An 18,773-nucleotide genomic window follows, 5' to 3' on the forward strand; every position below is an offset into this window, starting at 1 on the left:
GCTCCTCAGAAGACGACCACGTCGCGGACGTAGCTGGCGAAGCGGCGCAGCTGGTAGGCCTCCGGCACGGGAGAGGTCATCCGGATCACCAGCTGCCGGTCGATCGCGCCGTCCTCGCCACTGCGGAAGTAGGCCACCACGACCAGGCCGTGCCGCTGCCCGCCGTCGACGTCGAGGATCTTCTCGGCGTAGCTCGCGTACTCGCCGCTGCGGATCCACTGCGCGCCCCAGGCCTCCTCGACACCGCGCATGGCGCTCTGCCACTGCTCGGTGCACGGCTGCGGGCAGCTCCGCACGATCACCTCTCCGCCGAGCGCCTGGGCGCCCGTCGCGGTCGTACCGCACTGGTACTTGACGTAGCCGTCGGCGCGACCGGCGAGCGTGCACTGCCAGTTCGTGGGGACCTTCACCGGGAAGCCCAGGCCGTCGAGATTCAGCGTCCGGACGGTGTCCCGCTCCTTGAACCGCGGCCACTGGGTGGGCCACGCGCCGGGCTTCGGCGGCTCGACCCCGGGCGACTCCGGTGGCGTCGTCGGCAGCAACGGTGGGGCGCTGCTGGTGCTGGCCGTGGTCTGCGGCTTCTCCTTGCCGCCCGAGCTCGCCAGGACGGCCACGCCACCGGCGGCGGCGAGGACCACCACGAGGGCGGCGATCCCGACCCAGAGCCCGGTCCGGCGCCGGGGCGGCGGGGCGGAGGGCGTGATCCGCCGGGCGGGCGCGGTGAACGGGTCCTGCGGCGGGACGCTGACCGGCCGCGGCTGCTCCGGCAGCGGCGCCGGGGAGACCTGCCGCGGCGCCGGGGACACCGGCTGGGGGGCGGGCGACACCGGCAGCGGGGACGACATCTGCTGGGGCACCGCGGCGTGCATCGCCCACGGCAGCGGCGCGCCGGAGGTGGGGCTGGGCGTGCCGGAGGTCGGCGCCCCGGAGACCGGCTGCGGCGGGCCGGCGACGCTGCCCGTCTCGGGGATGAGGACCTCCGCCTCGGACTCGGCCGGCTGCAGGTCCATGCCGAGGGTCTCGAAGAGGCGCTGCGCCCCCATCCCCTCCTCGGAGGGGTACGCCACCCAGGGCTTCGCGGCGGCGAAGTCGGCGTTGACGTAGCGCTGGCCGCCGGAGGTCAGTGCCATGGCGTTGGCCGCGTTGGCGAAGGCCTCCCGCCACGGCGGGTCCGCCGCCGCGGCGCCCTCCAGCACCGCCACCGTCAGCAGCCGGTCCTGCCCGTCGATGGCCCACCACGCCGTGCCCACCTGGCAGACGCCGAGCGCCTCGGTGAACCTGTACGGACCGACCGGCTGCATGCGACAACTCCTCTGCTCATCCGCCGTGCGGATAGTACAGAGGCGACGCTCGCGCCGGAGGTTGCGCGATGAAAGTTTTCATGCATAGAGTCGCACCATGAATGAAAGCGGTGCGGCGCCCCCCGACCGCCTGCTCGACCTCTTCCACGGCGTGCGGCTCACCCCGACCCAGCGCCGCATCGCGCACTGCCTGGTGCAGCACGCCGGCGCGGCGGCCTACCTGTCCGCGGCGGAGGTCGCCGAGCTGGCCGGGGTCAGCCAGCCCTCGGTGACCCGGTTCGCGATGGCGCTCGGCCACGACGGCTACCCCGCGCTGCGCCGCCGGCTGCGGGGCCTGACCGCCACGGACGGCGCCGGCCCGGCCGACGCCGGCAACGCCCTCCAGCGGGCGGTCCGCGCCGAGCTGGGCAACCTCGACCGGCTCGCCGGCGAGCTCGCCGACGCCGACCGGATCGCCGAGGTGGGGAAGCTGCTCGCCGCCAGCCGGCCGCTGCCGGTGCTCGGGCTGCGCGCCGCCGCGCCGCTGGCCGCGTACTTCGCCTACTTCGCCGCGAAGGTGCACCCCGACGTGCGGGTGCTCGACGACGGCGGCAGCCTCCTCGCCGACCGGCTCGAACAGGCCGCCGCGGCCGGGGCGACCGCGCTGCTCGCCTTCGTGCTGCCCCGCTACCCCCGGGAGACCCTGGACGCGCTGCGCGAGGCCCGGGACGCCGGGCTGACGGTCGTGGCGATCACCGACTCCCCGGTGAGCCCGGCGACCGACCACGCCGCGGTGGTGCTCCCCGCCGCCGTCGGCACCGATCTGGTCTTCGACCTGCACACCGCCCCGATGACCCTGGCCATGGTGGTGCTCCAGGCGATCTGCGACGCCGCCCCGGCCGAGACCCAGGCCCGGCTCGAGGCCTTCGAGTCGTCCGCCGCCCGCCGCCAGTTGTTCCTCAGCTGAGAGGAGTACGGAATGCACCAGCCCGTCCGCGCCGCCCGCGGCACCGCACGCACCGCGAAGGGGTGGCCGCAGGAGGCCGCGCTGCGGATGCTGATGAACAACCTCGACCCGGAGGTGGCCGAGCGCCCCGAGGACCTGGTGGTCTACGGCGGCACCGGCAAGGCCGCCCGGGACTGGCCGTCGTACCACGCGCTGGTGCGGACGCTCACCGACCTGCGCGACGACGAGACGATGCTGGTGCAGTCCGGCCGCCCGGTCGGCGTCATGCGGACCCACGAGTGGGCGCCCCGGGTCCTGCTGGCCAACTCCAACCTGGTCGGCGACTGGGCCACCTGGCCGGAGTTCCGCCGTCTCGAACAGCTCGGCCTGACCATGTACGGGCAGATGACCGCCGGCTCCTGGATCTACATCGGCACTCAGGGGATCCTCCAGGGCACCTACGAGACGTTCGCGGCGGTGGCCGCGAAGCGCTTCGGTGGCACCCTGGCCGGGACGCTGACGCTGACCGCCGGCTGCGGCGGGATGGGCGGGGCGCAGCCCCTCGCGGTGACCATGAACGGTGGCGCCTGCCTGATCGTGGACGTGGACCGCAGCCGGCTGGAGCGCCGGATGCACGACCGCTACCTGGACGAGATCGCCGACAACCTGGACGACGCGGTCGAGCGGGTGCTCGCCGCGAAGCGGGCGCGCCGGGCGCTGAGCGTCGGCGTGGTCGGCAACGCCGCGGTCGTCTTCCCCGAGCTGCTGGTCCGGGGTGTCGAGATCGACGTGGTGACCGATCAGACCAGCGCGCACGACCCGCTGTCGTACGTGCCGGTGGGGGTGGAGCTGGCCGATGCCCGGGACTACGCGGCGCAGAAGCCGGCGGAGTTCACCGACCGGGCCCGGGCGTCGATGGCCCGGCACGTGGCGGCGATGGTGGGCTTCCTGGACGCCGGCGCGGAGGTCTTCGACTACGGCAACTCGATCCGCGGCGAGGCGAAGCTCGCCGGGTACGAGCGGGCCTTCGACTTCCCCGGCTTCGTGCCGGCGTACATCCGGCCGCTGTTCTGCGAGGGCAAGGGCCCGTTCCGGTGGGCGGCGCTCTCCGGCGACCCGAAGGACATCGCGGCCACCGATCGGGCCATCCTGGACCTGTTCCCGGAGAACGAGTCCCTCGCCCGGTGGATGCGGATGGCCGGTGAGCGGGTCGCCTTCCAGGGCCTGCCGGCGCGGATCTGCTGGCTCGGCTACGGCGAGCGGGACAAGGCCGGCGTGCGGTTCAACGAGATGGTGGCCTCCGGCGAGCTGAGCGCGCCCGTGGTGATCGGCCGGGACCACCTGGACTGCGGCAGCGTGGCCAGCCCCTACCGGGAGACCGAGGCGATGGCCGACGGCTCCGACGCGATCGCCGACTGGCCACTGCTCAACGCGCTGGTCAACACCGCCAGCGGCGCCTCCTGGGTCTCCATCCACCACGGCGGCGGCGTGGGCATCGGCCGTTCCATCCATGCCGGGCAGGTCTGCGTCGCCGACGGCAGCGCGCTGGCCGGGCAGAAGATCGAGCGGGTGCTCACCAACGACCCGGCGATGGGCGTCATCCGGCACGTCGACGCCGGCTACGACGACGCCCGCGAGGTGGCCGCCCGCACCGGCGTCCGCGTCCCCATGACCGAGGCGTAAGGAAGGGCCCCTTGTTAACGCATTCGGTAGAGGAAGGGACCCTTCCTAACAGGTTCCGGACGCTGTGGGACGAGATCGCGCTGGTCGGGCGGGACGCGGGCAGCGGCGGCTACCTGCGGTACGCGCTGACCGAGCCGGAGCTCACGCTGCGGGACTGGTTCCGGGAGCAGGCCGAGGTGCGCGGCATGCCGGTGCAGGAGGACGGCAACGGCAACCTGTTCGCCTGGTGGGGCGACCCGACGGCCGGGCAGGCGGTGCTGACCGGCAGCCACTTCGACTCGGTGCCGCACGGCGGGGCGTATGACGGGCCGCTCGGCATCGTCAGCGCGTTCCTCGCCGTGGACGAGCTGCGGGCCGCCGGCGTCGCCCCGGTCCGGCCGGTGGCGGTGGCCGCGTTCGTCGAGGAGGAGGGGGCCCGGTTCGGCGTACCGTGCCTGGGGTCGCGGCTGCTCACCGGGGAGATCGCGGTGGACCGCGCGGCCGGGCTGTGCGACACCCAGGGGGTGAGCTTCGCCGAGGCGCTGGGTGACCGGCCGGCGGGCGCCGACCCGGCGCTGCTCGGCCGCTTCGCGGCCTTCGTGGAGCTGCACGTGGAGCAGGGTCGGGCGCTGGTCGACCTCGACGCGCCGGTCGCGGTGGCCAGCGCCATCTGGCCGCACGGCCGCTGGCGCTTCGACTTCCACGGCGAGGGCAACCACGCGGGTACGACCCGGATGGCCGACCGCCGCGACCCGATGCTCACCTACGCCTTCACGGTGCTTGCGGCGAACAAGGAGGCCCGGCTGCGCGACGCGCACGCCACGGTGGGCCGGGTGGCCGTCGAGCCGAACGCCACCAACGCCATCCCGGCACGGGTGACCGGCTGGCTGGACGCCCGGGCGGCCGAGCCGGAGACGCTGCACGGCCTGGTCGAGGCGGTGCACGCCAAGGCCGCCGAGCGGGCGAAGCGGGACGGCACCGAGCTGACCTGCACGCAGGAGTCGGCCACCCCGCTGGTGGCGTTCGACGGCGGCCTGGCCGACCGGCTGGCGAAACTGCTCGGCGCGCCGGTGCTGCCCACCGGTGCGGGGCACGACGCCGGGGTGCTCGCCGCGCACCTGCCGACCGCCATGCTGTTCGTGCGGAACCCGACCGGGGTGTCCCACTCCCCCGCCGAGTCCGCCACCGACGCCGACTGCGCGGCCGGAGTGACCGCCCTGGCCCGGGTGCTGGAGGAGTTGGCATGCCGCTGACCCGCTGGCTGGCCGAGTACGCCTGGCTGCCCGCGCACGCCGAGCCCACCCCCGACGTGCTGATCGAGACCGAGAACGGCCGGATCACCGCGGTCGCCCCGCTGGTCGGCGGCCGTGCCCCGATGGCCGGGGTCGAGGTGCTGGGCGACGCGGTACGGCTGCCGGGGCTCACCCTGCCCGGCCTGGCCAACGCCCACTCGCACGCCTTCCACCGGGCGCTGCGCGGGCGCACCCACGGCGGGCGGGGCGACTTCTGGAGCTGGCGCGAGGTCATGTACGCCGTCGCGACCCGGCTCGACCCCGACTCCTACCTGGCCCTGGCCCGGGCCGCGTACGCCGAGATGGCGCTGGCCGGGATCACCTGCGTGGGCGAGTTCCACTACCTGCACCACGGCCCGGACGGGAAGCCGTACGACGACCCGAACGCGATGTCGGCGGCGCTGGTCGAGGCCGCCGCGCACGCCGGGATCCGGCTCACCCTGCTGGACACCGCGTACCTCACCGCGAGCGTGGACGGGGCGCCGCTGGCCGGTCCGCAGCGCCGGTTCGGCGACGGGGACGCGCTGCGCTGGGCGGAGCGGGTCAGCGCGTTCACCCCGCAGGACGCGCACGCCCGGGTCGGCGCGGCGATCCACTCGGTCCGCGCCGTGCCGGCGGAGCAGCTCGCCACCGTGGCCGGCTGGGCGGACCGGCAGGGGCTGCCGCTGCACGTGCACCTCTCCGAGCAGCCGGCCGAGAACGACGCCTGCCGGGCCGTGCACGGCTGCACCCCGACCCGGCTGCTGGCCGACCACGGGGTGCTCGGCCGGCACACCACGGCGGTGCACGCCACCCACCCGACCAGCGCCGACATCAGCCTGCTCGGGGAGAACCGGACCGGCATCTGCCTCTGCCCCACCACCGAGCGGGACCTCGCCGACGGGATCGGGCCGGCCCGCCGGATGGCCCAGGCGGGCAGCCCGCTCAGCCTGGGCAGCGACAGCCACGCCGTGGTCGACCTCTTCGAGGAGGCCCGGGCGGTCGAGCTGGACGAGCGGCTGCGCACCCGCAAGCGGGGCCACTTCACCGCCGTCGAGCTGCTCACCGCCGCCACCGCCGGCGGGCACGCCGCGCTGGGCTGGGGGGACGCCGGCCGGCTGTCGGTCGGCGACCGGGCCGACCTGGTCACGGTACGGCTGGACAGCGCCCGCACCGCCGGGGTGCCGCCGGTCGGGGCGTTCTTCGCGGCCACCGCGGCCGACGTCACGCACGTGGTGGTCGACGGGCGGACGGTGGTGGCCGACGGCCGGCACCTGACCGTGGACGTCCCGACCGAGCTGCGGCACGCCATCCAGGAGGTGACCCGCTCGTGAGCAGCCTGCTGGTGGACAACATCGGGGAGCTGGTCACCAACTCCGCGTACGAGGGCGAGGGCGGGCCGCTGGGCATCCGCCGGAACGTCGCCCTGCTGGTCGAGGACGGCCTCGTCGCCTGGATCGGGCCGGCCCGGGACGCCCCGGCCGCCGACCGGCGGATCGACGCCGGCGGCGCGGCGGTGCTGCCCGGTTTCGTGGACAGCCACGCCCACCTGGTCTTCGCCGGGGACCGGGCCGCCGAGTTCGCCGCCCGGATGGCCGGTCAGCCCTACACCGGCGGCGGCATCCGCACCACCGTGGGCGCCACCCGCGCCGCCTCCGACGACGAGTTGCGGGCCACCGTGCACCGGCTGCGCGGCGAGGCGATGCGGCAGGGCACCACCACCATCGAGATCAAGAGCGGATACGGGCTCACCGTCGCCGACGAGGCCCGCTCCCTGCGGATCGCCGCCGAGTTCACCGAGGACACCACGTTCCTCGGCGCGCACGTCGTCCCCGCCGAGTACGCCGACCGCCCCGACGACTACGTCGGCATGGTGTGCGGGCTGATGCTCGCCGCCGCCGCCCCGTACGCCCGCTGGATCGACGTGTTCTGCGAGCGGGGCGCCTTCGACGTGGACCACGCCCGGGCGATCCTCGCCTGCGGGCAGGCGGTCGGGCTGGGCGTGCGAGTGCACGCCAACCAGCTCGGCCCCGGGCCGGGCGTGCAGCTCGGGGTGGAGCTGGGCGCGGCCAGCGTGGACCACTGCACCCACCTGTCCGACGCCGACATCGACGCGCTCGCGTCAACCGGCACGACGTGGGTTTCCGGCTTCGAGCCGACCACCGTCGCCACCCTGCTGCCCGGGGCGGAGTTCTCTACCCGGTCGCCGTACCCGGACGCGCGCCGGCTGCTCGACGCCGGGGTGACCGTGGCCCTCGCGACGGACTGCAACCCCGGGTCGTCGTACACGTCGTCGATGCCGTTCTGCATCGCCCTCGCCGTACGCGAGATGCGGATGACCCCGGCGGAGGCGGTCTGGGCCGCGACCGCCGGCGGGGCGGCCGCGCTGCGCCGCGACGACGTGGGCCGGCTCGCGCGGGGCGCGCGGGCCGACCTGATGATCCTCGACGCCCCGTCCCACCTGCACCTGGCCTACCGGCCGGGAGTCCCCCTGATCCGCCAGGTTCTGCACAACGGAGTCCCGCAATGTCGACCGTGACCATTCTGCCCACCGGAATCTCCCCCGCCGACGTGCTCGCCGTGGCCCGCGGCACCGCCAAGGTCGTCCTCGACCCCGCCACGGTGGACGCGATGGCGACCAGCCGGTCCATCGTGGACGGCATCGAGGCCGCCGGCCGGCCCGTGTACGGCGTCTCCACCGGGTTCGGGGCGCTCGCCAACACGTTCGTCGCGCCCGAGCGGCGCGCGGAACTCCAGCACGCGCTGATCCGCTCGCATGCCGCCGGCGTCGGCGCGCCCATGCCCCGCGAGGTGGTGCGGGCGATGATGCTGCTGCGGGTGCGCTCGCTCGCCCTCGGCCGCTCCGGGGTCCGGCCGCTGGTCGCCGAGGCCCTGGCGGACCTGCTCAACCACGAGGTCACCCCGTGGGTGCCGGAGCACGGCTCACTGGGCGCCTCCGGTGACCTGGCCCCGCTGGCGCACTGCGCGCTGGTGCTGCTCGGCGAGGGCTGGGTGCTCGGCCCGGCCGGGGAGCGGATCCCCGGCGGCGAGGCGCTGCGCCGGGTCGGGCTGGCGCCGATCGAGCTGGCCGCCAAGGAGGGGCTGGCGCTGATCAACGGCACCGACGGCATGCTCGGCATGCTGCTGCTGGCCATCCACGACGCCCGGCACCTGTTCGCCATGGCCGACGTGACCGCCGCGCTGGCCATCGAGGCGATGCTCGGCTCGGAGCGGCCGTTCCTGCCCGAGCTGCACGCCATCCGGCCGCACCCCGGCCAGGCGGCGTCCGCGGCGAACATCCACCGGCTGCTGCAGAACTCGGCGGTGATGGACTCGCACCGCGACGACCTGGCACACGCCGTGCAGGACGCGTACTCGATGCGCTGCGCGCCGCAGGTGGCCGGCGCGGCCCGGGACACCCTCGACTTCGTCGAGGTGGTGGCCGGGCGGGAGCTGCTGTCCGTGGTGGACAACCCGGTGGTGCTGCCGGACGGGCGGGTCGAGTCCACCGGCAACTTCCACGGCGCGCCGCTCGGCTTCGCCGCCGACTACCTGGCCATCGCCGCCGCCGAGGTCGGGGCCATCGCCGAGCGGCGGGTGGACCGGCTGCTCGACGTCACCCGCTCCCGGGACCTGCCGGCGTTCCTCTCCCCCGACGCCGGGGTCAACTCCGGGCTGATGATCGCCCAGTACACCGCGGCCGGGATCGTCGCGGAGAACCGGCGGCTCGCCGCGCCCGCGTCGGTGGATTCGCTGCCCACCAGCGGCATGCAGGAGGACCACGTCTCGATGGGCTGGGCGGCGGCCAAGAAGCTGCGCACCGTGCTGGACAACCTGACCAGCCTGCTCGCGGTGGAGCTGCTGGCGGCCGTGCGCGGGCTCCAGCTCCGCGCCCCGCTCACCCCGTCCCCGGCCGGCCGGGCCGCGCTGGCCGCGCTCGGTGAGGTGGTGGGCGAGCCGGGGCCGGACGTCTTCCTCGCCCCGCTGATGGAGGCCGCGCGGGAGGCGCTCGGCGGCCCCGAGCTGCGCGCGGCGATCGAGCGGGAGGTGGGCCAGCTCGGCTGAGCGGATTCCGGCCGGGCCGGTCCACACTGGAAGGGTGGAACAGACCACCGCCGGCACGCTGGCGTCACCCTGGTGGCGCCGGGTCGTGTGGTGGGCCGCCATCGGGTACGCCCTGGTCGCGGCGGCCGCCCGCCCGCTGACCGGCCCGGCCGCGTGGGCAGTCCTGGCGCCCGGCGTCGCACTGCTCCTCGCGGGCCTGCGCCGAACGCCCGTCCGGCGACCGCGCGTCGGGCGGCGCGCCGCCGTCACCTGGCTCGGTCTCGGGGTGCTCTTCTGCCTGTGGGAGCTGGGCGCGTTCCTGGCCGGCAACGACGACGCGCACCCGACCTTCAGCATCCTGACCGATTCCGTGCTCGCCACCTATCCCGGGCGGGTGGTCGGCTACCTGCTCTGGCTCGGGACCGGCGCCTGGCTGGTGACCCGGTGACCGCCCGGGGCCTGATCGCCGCCGGCTTCGCCGCGATCCTGCTGCTGATGGTGGCCGCCGACGCGGCGGCCCGGCGGCGGACGGGCCCCTGCCTCGCACCGCTCGGTGCGGCCTTGACCGCCGCGCTCCGGACGACCACCGGCCGGGCCCTGGTGCTGGGCGTCTGGCTCTGGCTCGGCTGGCACTTCCTCGCCCGGTGACGCCCACGAGGCGGCGTGGCTGTCGGACAGCGCTGCTACCGTTCGTCGCCGTGACCGACGATGACGCCCGGGTGGCGGTGGACGCCCTCGACCGTGACGACGCCCCGAGCGGCGACAGGCTCGACGGCGAGATCCGCGCCTTTGTCCGCCGCCACGTGGCGCTGGCGGAGCTGCCGGCGGCGGCCATCGTCGCCGAGACGGTGGAGTACCTGGACGGCGAGGCCGAGCCGGCCCGGATCGCGGAGCTGGCCTGGCCGGTGGTGGCGGAGGAGCTGACCGCGCACCTGGCCGACCAGGAGAGCTGGCCGGAGGTGACCGACAGCGATCGGCTCGCCGCCGCGTTCCGGGCACTCTCCGCCGCCGGCATCGTGGCCCGGGAGAACTTCGCCTGCTGCCAGAACTGCGGGCTCAGCGAGATCGGGGCCGAGGTGCCGTCCGAGGTCACCCCGCGCGGCTACGCCTTCTACCATCAGCAGGACGCGGAACATGCCGTGGACGGGTCGCCGGTGTTCCTCGCGTACGGGCTCTTCGAGCAACCGCCCTCGGTGGAGATCGGCGAGGAGGTGGCGGCGACCCTGCGGGGCGAAGGGCTGACCGTGCACTGGAACGGCGACACCGGCAGCCGGATCCAGGTGCCGATGGTCTGGCGGCGGCGCCGGGTCGGCCGCCTCGCCGCCGTGCCGCCCACCGTGGACGACGACGTCGAAATCGAGGTGGAGCTGCTCAGCGCCTGGTCGGGGATGCACGCGCCGCACGACGGGGTGCAGTCAGCCGCGCGGCTGACCGCACTGCACCTGCCGTGGCTGCCGGCCGACGCCCGGGTGCGCCTGTCCACCGACTCGCTGACGGTCACCGTCCGCCGCGACGGGGACGCGCTGATCGGCGAGTACGACGACCCGGACCGCCGCCCCGCCACGGTCGGTCGGTACGACGGCATGGCGCTGCTGGGCCGACCGCCGGCCACCGTCCCCTCGCCCGACGACTACGTCGACGCCACCTACGAACACCCGACCGGGCACGGCAACAGGGTGGCGTTGGAGGCGGCGGAGGCCGTCGCGATCGCCCACCGCCTGCAACCGGGCACCCGCGACTTCCTCTCCTGCCTCGGCCGCTCCGGCGGTGTGGTGCAGATGGGCTGGGAGGCGGACCGGCTCTGGTTGGAGACACCGCATCCTGAGACAGCCACGGTGACCGGTCGGCACGTCACCCTCGCCGAGGCGGAGCGGATGATCACCCTCCTGGCCACCGAGGACCGGGTCGCGGTCGCCGAACTCGGCGACACGGTGACCAAGCCCTGGTGATCGGTAGCCGCCCAGCTCCGACGGACCGGGCGGCTGCGGGCTCAGGGCTGCGGGAGCACCTTGGCGACCAGCTTCGCCAGCTCGCGCAGCGCCTTGCCGCGGTGGCTGATCGCGTCCTTCTCCTCCGGGGTCAGCTCCGCGTTGGTCCGCTCCTGGCCGTCGCCGAGGAAGATCGGGTCGTACCCGAAGCCGCCCTCGCCGCGCGGCGCGCGCAGCAGCCGGCCGGACTGGCGGCCGTCGACCAGGTGCTCCTTGCCGGTCGGCAGGACCAGCGCCACGGTGCAGACGAAGGCGGCGCCCCGATGCTCGTCCGGCAGGTCGGCGATCTGGTCCAGCACCAGCTGGAGGTTGGCGTGGTCGTCTCCGTGCCGGCCGGACCAGCGGGCGCTGAACACCCCCGGCATGCCGTTGAGCGCGTCCACGGCCAGCCCGGAGTCGTCGGCGATGGTCGGCAGGCCGGTGCGCCGGGCGCCCTCCCGCGCCTTGATCAGCGCGTTCTCGCCGAAGGTCAGGCCGGTCTCCGGCAGCTCCTGGTACTCCTCGACGTCGTCGAGGCCGAGCAGGGCGATCCGGTGCGCGCCGAGCGCGCCGTCGAGGATGCGCTGCAGCTCGACGAGCTTCTTGCGGTTCCGGGTGGCGAGCAGCACCTTGTTCATGAGAGCGCCTTCCGCTGGGCGTCGGCCAGTTCCAGGCAGCCCGCCACGCCCAGGTCGAGCAGGGCGTCGAGCTGCTCGCGGGCGAAGATGCCGGCCTCGCCCGTCCCCTGCACCTCGACGAAGTCGCCGGTCCCGGTGCAGACCACGTTCATGTCGACCTCGGCCGCCACGTCCTCCTCGTAGCACAGGTCCAGCCGCGGCTCGCCGGCGATGATGCCGACGCTGACCGCCGCCACCGACCGGTGCATCACCTTCTCCACCTTGCCGGCGAGGGCCTTCCGCTCGGCGAGCCAGGTCACCGCGTCGTACAGCGCCACGTAGGCGCCGGTGATGGCGGCGGTCCGGGTGCCGCCGTCGGCCTGCAGCACGTCGCAGTCGAGCACGATCGAGTTCTCGCCGAGCGCCTTCAGGTCGACGCACGCCCGCAGGCTGCGCCCGATCAGCCGGGAGATCTCGTGGGTGCGCCCGCCGATCCTCCCCTTGACGCTCTCCCGGTCGGAGCGGGTGTTCGTGGCCCGGGGCAGCATCGCGTACTCGGCGGTCACCCAGCCGAGACCGGAGCCCTTGCGCCAGCGGGGGACGCCCTCGGTCACGCTCGCCGTGCAGAGCACCCGGGTCGCGCCGAACTCGACGAGCACCGAGCCCTCCGGGTGAGTGCTCCAGCCCCGGGTCAGGGTCACCGGTCGGAGTTGGTCGGGCTGCCGCCCGTCAGGTCGCGCCATGCCTGCACCTTATGCGGTGCCCTGATCGAAGCGCCCTCGGGTGCCGGTAGCCGGCGACCCGGGCCCTGATCCCCGCGACCCGGCGGCCGCCCGGGGCGCGGGTCAGGTGACGGCGGGGGTTTCGGACCCCGCCTGACCGGCGGCCACGCCGTGCGCGCGGAGGAAACCGGCGACCGCGGCGGGCCAGCCGAACTCCTCGGCTCGCTGCCGGGCGGCCCGGCGGCGAACCGACTCCGGGCGCTCCAGCAGCCGGACGACGGCCGCGGCGAACGCCGACGGAGTGCCGTCCGCGGCGAGCCCGCCCGGCCCGATCACCTCGGGCAGGGCGCTGGCCGCGTTCGCCACCACCGGCGTGCCGCTCGCCAGCGCCTCCAGCCCGGCCAGGCCGAAGGTCTCCACCGGCCCGGGCGCGAGCACCACGTCCGCGGTGGCCAGCAGCGCGGCGATCGCCGCCCGGTCGGGCAGGAAGCCGGTGAAGTGCACCGGCAGGCCGGCCGCCCGCCGGGCCAGCGCGGGCCGCAGCGGCCCGTCGCCCACCATCACCAGCACGGCGGGTACGCCGACGCGGCGCAGCCGGGCGAGGGCGGCCACGGCCAGCTCGGGGCGCTTCTCCACCGACAGCCGCGCGCAGTGCACCAGCAGCACCTCGGTGTGGTCGGCGTACCGCTCGCGCAGCATCGGGTCGGCGCGTCGCGGATGGAAGGTGGCCAGGTCGACGCCGAGCGGCACCAGGTCGACCGGCGATGCGCCGAGTCGGGCGAACTCCTCGGCGGCCCAGCGGGTGGTGCAGACGATCCGGTCGTACCCGTGCCGGGTCTGCAGGTTGAGCCGGTCGGCGACCCGACGGGCGAGGCCGGCGGGCAGCCGCCACTGGCCCAGCAGGCCGGTCAGGCTCTCGTGGGAGACCATCACCGACGGCACGCCGTGGGTTCGGGCCCAGCGGCCGGTCCAGCGCAGGGTGCTCCTGTCGGAGACCTCCAGCCGGTCCGGCGCCAGGTCGGTGAGGACCCGGGCCAGCCGGCGCCGGTCGGCCAGCACCCGGTAGCCGCCGGTGCCGGGCACCTCCGGTCCGGGCAGCGTGATCTCCCGACCCCATGGCCGGCGGGTGTCGCCGTACCGGGCGCCGGGGATGACCAGCACCGGTTCGTGGCCGGCGGCGAGGTAGCCCGCGCCGAGGTGCCGCAGGGCGGTCCGCAGGCCGCCGGAGCGGCCGGTCACGAAGTTCGCCACCCGCACGATCCGGGCCGGGCTCACGCCGGCGGTCATCCGCGCGCCGGAAGGCCGGCCGCCGGTGCGCCGGCCAGCACCGCCTCGTAGTGCCCGATCAGTTCGTCCCCCACGGCGCGCCAGCTGCGCCGACTCACCGCGGCCCGGGCGGCGCGGCCGTAGGCGGCCCGGCGGGCCGGATCGGCGATGAGTTCCGCCACCGCGGCGGCGAGCGCGTCCCCGTCACCGGGCGGCACCAGGACGCCCGTCACGCCGGTCTGGACCAGGTCCACCGGGCCGCCGCTGGCCGGGGCGACCACCGGCACGCCGCTGGCCGCCGCCTCCTGGAGCGTCTGCCCGAACGTCTCGTGCGGCCCGGTGTGGACGAAGACGTCGAGGCTGGCGTAGAGCCGGGCCAGTGCCTCGCCGTGCTGGACGCCGAGGAAACGCACCCCGGGCAGGGCGCGTTCGAGCTGCGGGCGGGCCGGGCCGTCGCCGGCCACCACGACCCGTACGCCGGGCAGCCGGGCGGCGGCCGCCAGCAGCTCCACCCGCTTCTCCGGGGCGAGGCGGCCCACGTAGCCGACGAGCAGCTCGCCGCCGGGCGCCAGGGTGCGGCGCAGCTCCTCGCTGCGCCGGGCCGGCTGGAAGCGGTCGGCGTCGACGCCGCGCCGCCACAGCCAGATCCGCTGGATGCCGTTGGCGATCAGGTCGGCGGCCGCCCGGGTCGACGGCGCGAGGGTGCGCTGCGCCGAGTTGTGGATCCCGCGCAGTCGGCGCCAGGCGGCCGCCTCACCCCAGCCCACCCGGTACGCCCGGGCGTAGGAGGCGACGTCGGTCTGGTAGACCGCGACGGCCGGGAGGCCGTGCCGGGCGGCCAGGGTGGCCCCGGCCGCGCCGAGGATGAACGGGCTGGCCAGGTGGACGACGTCCGGCCGGTGGCCGAGCAGCGCGCCGGACAGCCCGGCGGTCGGCACGCCCAGCCGGAAGCCCTGGTAGCGCGGGAGCGGCACGCTCGGGATCCGGACCACGGGGTACGGCTGGCGCGCGGTGGCCCGGCGCCGGCCGCCGGCCGGCGACGGCGCGATGACCAGCGGCTCGTGGCCGCGGGCCAGCAGGTGTTCCGCGGTCCGGACCACGGAGTGCGCCACGCCGTTCACGTCCGGCGGGAACGACTCGGTCACGATGGCGATCCGCATGGCCCGAGGGTGCGGCCCGGACGGGTGCGCCAGGCGACCGGCCGCTGACCGGGCGGCGAACACTGCGGCAACGCGGTGCGCCGCCGTCGTGGTCAGACCTCGTAGCAGGCGCCGGGACGCACCACGTCGAGCGGCCCGGCGTACGCCCCGGCCGCCGCCTCCACGGTGTGTGACTCGCTGCCCCAGGCTGGCACCAGGTGGGTGAGCAGCAGTCGGCCCACGGCCGCCTTGGTGGCGTATTCGCCGGCCTCCCGGCCGGTGAGGTGCAGATCCGGCGGGTTCTCCACCCCGTCGAGGTAGCTGGCCTCGCAGAGGAAGAGGTCGGCACCCTGGGCCAGGCGCAGCAGCGCGTCGCTGGGTGCGGTGTCCGACGAGTAGCAGAGCACCTTGCCGCCGTGCTCCAGCCGCACGCCGTACGTCTCCACCGGGTGGTTCATCCGGTCGACCGTGACGCTGAACGGGCCGATCGGGAAGGTGCCCGGCTCGAGGGCGTAGAACTGGTAGACGTCCTCGACCGTGTTGTCGTCCGGCCCGTACGCGGCGGCGATCCGGTCGGGCGCGCCGGCTGGGGCGTACACCGGCAGAGGCGGGTAAGGGCCGTCCGGGGCGTACCGCCGCACCACCACGTAGGTGACCGCGTCGAGCATGTGGTCGCAGTGCAGGTGGGTGAGGAGGATGGCGTCGGGGGCGTGCAGCCCGACGTAGCGCTGGAGGGTGGACAGCGCCCCGGAGCCGAAGTCGATCAGCAGGCGGAACCCGTCCGCCTCCACCAGGTAGGCGGAGCAGGGGGACTCGGGGCCCGGGAAGCTGCCCGCGCAGCCGAGGACGGTCAGTCGCATCAGGTCGCCTCGATATCACGCTCGGTAGTCGACCCACCGGCAGTCGCTCCGCCGATGATCTCTACCGACGCGTACGTCACGCTGCGCAGCCTACGCGCCGGGCCGGTCGGGCAAGAATCGGCTAACGGAAGTTGTCATCAACGTGACACCCGTACGCGTCCCGGGTCGGACATGACGGATCGGGCCGGTCGACGGGTGCCGCCGACCGGCCCGATCCAGGGCTTCGTCAGGCCCAGAGCTGCCCCTCCAGGGCGTCCTCGGCGTCCGCGAGGGTGCCGCCGTACGCCCCGGTGGAGAGGTACTTCCAGCCGCCGTCGGCGACCACGAACGCGACATCGGCCCGGCGGCCGTCCCGGACCGCCTCGTGCGCCACCGCGAGGGCGGCGTGCAGGATCGCGCCGGTGGAGAAGCCGGCGAAAATCCCCTCCACCTCGACCAGCTGCCGGGTACGCAGCACCGCGTCCCGGGTGCCCACCGAGAAGCGTCGGGAGAGCACCGTGGCGTCGTAGAGCTCGGGGACGTACCCCTCGTCGATGTTGCGCAGGCCGTAGACCAGCTCGCCGTACCGCGGCTCGGCGGCGACGACCTGGATGTCCTCGACCTTCTCCCGCAGGTAGCGCCCCGTGCCCATCAGGGTGCCGGTGGTGCCCAGGCCCGCCACGAAGTGGGTGATCGTGGGCAGGTCGTGCAGCAGCTCCGGCCCGGTCGTCTCGTAGTGGGCCCGGGCGTTCGCCTCGTTGCCGTACTGGTAGAGCATCACCCAGTCGGGGTGCTCGGCGGCGATCTGCTTGGCGGTGGCGACAGCCTGGTTCGAGCCGCCGGCGGCCGGCGAGAAGATGATCTCCGCGCCGTACATCCGGAGCAGCTGGACCCGCTCGGTGGAGACGTTCTCCGGCATCACGCAGACCAGCCGGTAGCCGCGCAGCTTGGCCACCATGGCCAGCGAGATGCCGGTGTTGCCGCTGGTCGGCTCGAGGATCGTGTCACCCGGACGGAGCCGACCACCCTCCTCGGCCGCGCGGACCATGAACAGGGCGGCCCGGTCCTTGATGCTGCCGGTCGGGTTCCGGTCCTCCAGCTTCGCCCAGAGCCGCACGGGCGGCGCGCCGTCGGGCACCGTCGGGGAGAGCCGGGGCAGCCCCACCAGGGGCGTGCCGCCACAGGCGTCGAGCAGGCTGTCGTACCGCGCCATGGCGACCGCCCTCAGCGGCGCGCTACGCGCGCCGCACCGGCGACCGCCGCCGCGGCGGCACTGTGCCGCGCGATCGCCGCTGCCGCGGCGAAGCCGAAAGCACCGCCGGCCACGGCCGGCAGGATGGTGACGCTGTCGCCGTCGTTGAGCTTCGCGTCGAGCGCGCCGAGGAAGCGGACGTCCTCGTCGTTGACGTAGACGTTGACGAACCGGTGCAGGGCGCCGGCGTCGGTGACCAGCCGGGCCTTCAGACCGGCGTGCCGGGAGTCCAGGTCGGTGAGCAGGTCGCCCAGCGTGTCGCCGGTGCCCTCGACGACCTTCGCGCCGCCGGTGTAGCTGCGCAGGATGGTGGGGATGCGAACCTCGATGGCCATGATGTCTCGTGCTCCTTGTTCGGATCGTGCCAGGTGACGGGAGAAAGAAGGGTGTGCCGGCGCTGACGGGTCAGCGGCCGGAACACTCGTAGTCGACCGTCGCCGGGCTCTGCCCGAACATGTAGGACTGGACGGCGTGCGGGTCCACGGCGGCATCCACGATCCGGACCGGCTCCTCGGTCACCACGCCGTCCACGATGCGGAAGGAGCGGATCTCCTCCGTGTCGGGCTCACGGGTCGAGACGAGCAGGTAGTGCGCTCCCGGCTCACCGGCGAAGGAGATGTCCGTGCGCGACGGGTAGGCCTCGGTCGCGGTGTGCGAGTGGTAGATGACGACCGGCTCCTCGTCGCGGTCGTCCATCTCCCGCCACAGCTTCAGCTGCTCCATCGAGTCGAACTCGTAGAAGGTCATGGAGCGGGCGGCGTTCTCCATCGGGAGGTGCCGGGTCGGGGTGTCGCTGCCGGCGGGACCGGCGACCACGCCGCACGCCTCGTCCGGGTGGTCCCGACGCGCGTGGGCCACGATCGCGTCGATGATCGACCGGTCGATGCTCAGCACGCCGACCAGCCTAGCGCCTGGCCGTCCGGCCCGGCGAGGTGGCGACCGTCACCAGTCAGTCGATCAGGGCGTTGAGCAGGGATTCCTGGAGATAGCCGAGATACGCGTAGACCGATAGTTGGAACACCCGCGACGAGGTGGGGTCCTCGGCGACCGCGTCGTCGAGCTCCTCACCGAGGTCCGTGCCGTCCTTGATCTCCAGCCGGACGCCCATGGCCAGCCGCGCGTCGTTGAGCGCGCGCAGCCACGCCTCGGCCGCCTCCGCGTCCAGGCGCACCTCGCCGCCGGTCTCGCCGTCGGGCAGCGCGGCGAGGATCGCCCCGGCCTGGTCGATCTTGGCGGTCTTGAGGTCGCCCTCGGTGTAGCGGCGGAACTCGGCGGTGCTCGCCGCGTCCTCCGGGTAGACCTCGGGGAAGAGCCGGCCGACCACCGGGTCGCCGTGGTCGAAGCCGTCGGTGAGCAGGCCGACCACCTCGGAGGCGACCTTGCGCAGCACCCGGGCCTCGTCCACCGCGAAGGTGGCCACGTAGCGGTCGCCCTGGCGACGGAACATGCTCACGACCGGTCCACCGTCGCCCAGAGCCCGTACGCGTGCAGCTGCGACGCGTCGTGCTCCATCCGCTCCCGGGCCCCGCTGGAGACCACCGCCTTGCCCTTGTGGTGCACATCCAGCATGAGCTGCTCGGCCTTCTCCCGGCTGTACCCGAAGAGCTTCTGGAACACCCAGGTCACGTACGTCATGAGGTTCACCGGATCGTCCCAGACGATCGTCACCCAGGGCCGGTCGGACGCCGGCACCTCGTCGGTGTCCGGCGTCTCGACCGGTGCAACCTGTGGAGCCGCCATGCCCCCCATCGTGCCACCGGATCCGGGG

At 74.7% G+C, this 18,773-nt stretch carries 20 protein-coding genes; 9 read left to right on the top strand and 11 right to left on the bottom strand.

Going from position 1 to position 18,773, the window contains the following annotated elements; translation table 11 throughout:
- Window positions 1-5: 5 nt before the first annotated feature.
- Complete coding sequence (locus Q2K19_RS04715; protein WP_302767945.1) at window positions 6-1,301, bottom strand: hypothetical protein; 1,296 nt, start codon at window positions 1,299-1,301, stop codon at window positions 6-8.
- A gap of 97 nt (window positions 1,302-1,398) precedes the next feature.
- Between Q2K19_RS04715 and Q2K19_RS04720 the strand changes: the two genes are divergently transcribed.
- From Q2K19_RS04720 to Q2K19_RS04760, 9 genes are read left to right on the top strand one after another with little or no spacing between them, the layout of a single operon-like run.
- A complete protein-coding gene (locus tag Q2K19_RS04720) occupies window positions 1,399-2,247 on the top strand; it encodes a MurR/RpiR family transcriptional regulator (protein WP_302767946.1) in 849 nt (282 codons plus the stop codon).
- Window positions 2,248-2,259: 12 nt separating this feature from the next.
- Complete coding sequence (gene hutU, locus Q2K19_RS04725; RefSeq protein ID WP_302767947.1) at window positions 2,260-3,909, top strand: urocanate hydratase; 1,650 nt, start codon at window positions 2,260-2,262, stop codon at window positions 3,907-3,909.
- Between the two features lie 11 nt (window positions 3,910-3,920).
- Window positions 3,921-5,141: an allantoate amidohydrolase gene (locus Q2K19_RS04730; RefSeq protein ID WP_302767948.1), complete on the top strand. Its 1,221-nt coding sequence runs from the start codon at window positions 3,921-3,923 to the stop codon at window positions 5,139-5,141.
- On the top strand, window positions 5,138-6,493 hold the full coding sequence (locus Q2K19_RS04735; RefSeq protein WP_302772278.1) for a formimidoylglutamate deiminase: 1,356 nt from the start codon (window positions 5,138-5,140) through the stop codon (window positions 6,491-6,493). The genes Q2K19_RS04730 and Q2K19_RS04735 overlap by 4 nt, the downstream gene beginning before the upstream one ends.
- On the top strand, window positions 6,490-7,698 hold the full coding sequence (gene hutI, locus Q2K19_RS04740; RefSeq protein ID WP_302767949.1) for an imidazolonepropionase: 1,209 nt from the start codon (window positions 6,490-6,492) through the stop codon (window positions 7,696-7,698). Before Q2K19_RS04735 ends, hutI begins: the two co-directional genes overlap by 4 nt.
- On the top strand, window positions 7,686-9,224 hold the full coding sequence (gene hutH / locus Q2K19_RS04745) for a histidine ammonia-lyase (protein WP_302767950.1): 1,539 nt from the start codon (window positions 7,686-7,688) through the stop codon (window positions 9,222-9,224). The genes hutI and hutH overlap by 13 nt, the downstream gene beginning before the upstream one ends.
- A gap of 34 nt (window positions 9,225-9,258) precedes the next feature.
- Window positions 9,259-9,651 (top strand): hypothetical protein, encoded by a 393-nt coding sequence (locus Q2K19_RS04750; protein WP_302767951.1) that lies wholly within the window; start codon window positions 9,259-9,261, stop codon window positions 9,649-9,651.
- Window positions 9,648-9,851, top strand: coding sequence for a DUF6186 family protein (locus Q2K19_RS04755; protein WP_302767952.1), 204 nt, complete (start codon window positions 9,648-9,650; stop codon window positions 9,849-9,851). Before Q2K19_RS04750 ends, Q2K19_RS04755 begins: the two co-directional genes overlap by 4 nt.
- A 50-nt stretch (window positions 9,852-9,901) precedes the next feature.
- Window positions 9,902-11,152, top strand: a complete 1,251-nt coding sequence (locus Q2K19_RS04760; RefSeq protein WP_302767953.1) for a DUF6891 domain-containing protein — start codon at window positions 9,902-9,904, stop codon at window positions 11,150-11,152.
- 41 nt (window positions 11,153-11,193) lie between these two features.
- On the opposite strand, the gene rdgB is transcribed toward Q2K19_RS04760, so the two are convergent.
- The 10 genes from rdgB to clpS all read right to left on the bottom strand — a co-directional run bounded on the left by rdgB (window position 11,194) and on the right by clpS (window position 18,745).
- Window positions 11,194-11,808, bottom strand: a complete 615-nt coding sequence (gene rdgB / locus Q2K19_RS04765) for an RdgB/HAM1 family non-canonical purine NTP pyrophosphatase (protein WP_302767954.1) — start codon at window positions 11,806-11,808, stop codon at window positions 11,194-11,196.
- A complete protein-coding gene (gene rph / locus Q2K19_RS04770; RefSeq protein ID WP_302767955.1) occupies window positions 11,805-12,530 on the bottom strand; it encodes a ribonuclease PH in 726 nt (241 codons plus the stop codon). The genes rdgB and rph overlap by 4 nt, the downstream gene beginning before the upstream one ends.
- A 102-nt stretch (window positions 12,531-12,632) precedes the next feature.
- Complete coding sequence (locus Q2K19_RS04775) at window positions 12,633-13,796, bottom strand: glycosyltransferase (protein ID WP_302767960.1); 1,164 nt, start codon at window positions 13,794-13,796, stop codon at window positions 12,633-12,635.
- Window positions 13,793-14,935, bottom strand: coding sequence for a glycosyltransferase family 4 protein (locus Q2K19_RS04780; protein WP_302767962.1), 1,143 nt, complete (start codon window positions 14,933-14,935; stop codon window positions 13,793-13,795). Before Q2K19_RS04780 ends, Q2K19_RS04775 begins: the two co-directional genes overlap by 4 nt.
- Window positions 14,936-15,027: 92 nt before the next feature.
- Window positions 15,028-15,774, bottom strand: a complete 747-nt coding sequence (locus Q2K19_RS04785) for an MBL fold metallo-hydrolase (RefSeq protein ID WP_302767963.1) — start codon at window positions 15,772-15,774, stop codon at window positions 15,028-15,030.
- Window positions 15,775-16,000: 226 nt separating this feature from the next.
- Window positions 16,001-16,966 (bottom strand): PLP-dependent cysteine synthase family protein, encoded by a 966-nt coding sequence (locus tag Q2K19_RS04790; protein WP_302767965.1) that lies wholly within the window; start codon window positions 16,964-16,966, stop codon window positions 16,001-16,003.
- Window positions 16,967-16,977: 11 nt separating this feature from the next.
- On the bottom strand, window positions 16,978-17,340 hold the full coding sequence (locus Q2K19_RS04795; protein WP_302767967.1) for a MoaD family protein: 363 nt from the start codon (window positions 17,338-17,340) through the stop codon (window positions 16,978-16,980).
- Window positions 17,341-17,410: 70 nt separating this feature from the next.
- Window positions 17,411-17,899 carry a M67 family metallopeptidase gene (locus Q2K19_RS04800; protein WP_302767969.1) on the bottom strand — a complete coding sequence of 163 codons (489 nt, stop codon included), beginning with the start codon at window positions 17,897-17,899 and terminating at the stop codon, window positions 17,411-17,413.
- Window positions 17,900-17,954: 55 nt separating this feature from the next.
- On the bottom strand, window positions 17,955-18,452 hold the full coding sequence (locus tag Q2K19_RS04805) for a DUF2017 domain-containing protein (protein ID WP_302772280.1): 498 nt from the start codon (window positions 18,450-18,452) through the stop codon (window positions 17,955-17,957).
- 2 nt (window positions 18,453-18,454) lie between these two features.
- On the bottom strand, window positions 18,455-18,745 hold the full coding sequence (gene clpS / locus Q2K19_RS04810; RefSeq protein WP_111242404.1) for an ATP-dependent Clp protease adapter ClpS: 291 nt from the start codon (window positions 18,743-18,745) through the stop codon (window positions 18,455-18,457).
- Window positions 18,746-18,773 lie beyond the last annotated feature (28 nt).

Origin of the sequence: Micromonospora sp. NBRC 110009 (assembly GCF_030518795.1) — a bacterium.
Lineage (GTDB): Bacteria > Actinomycetota > Actinomycetes > Mycobacteriales > Micromonosporaceae > Micromonospora.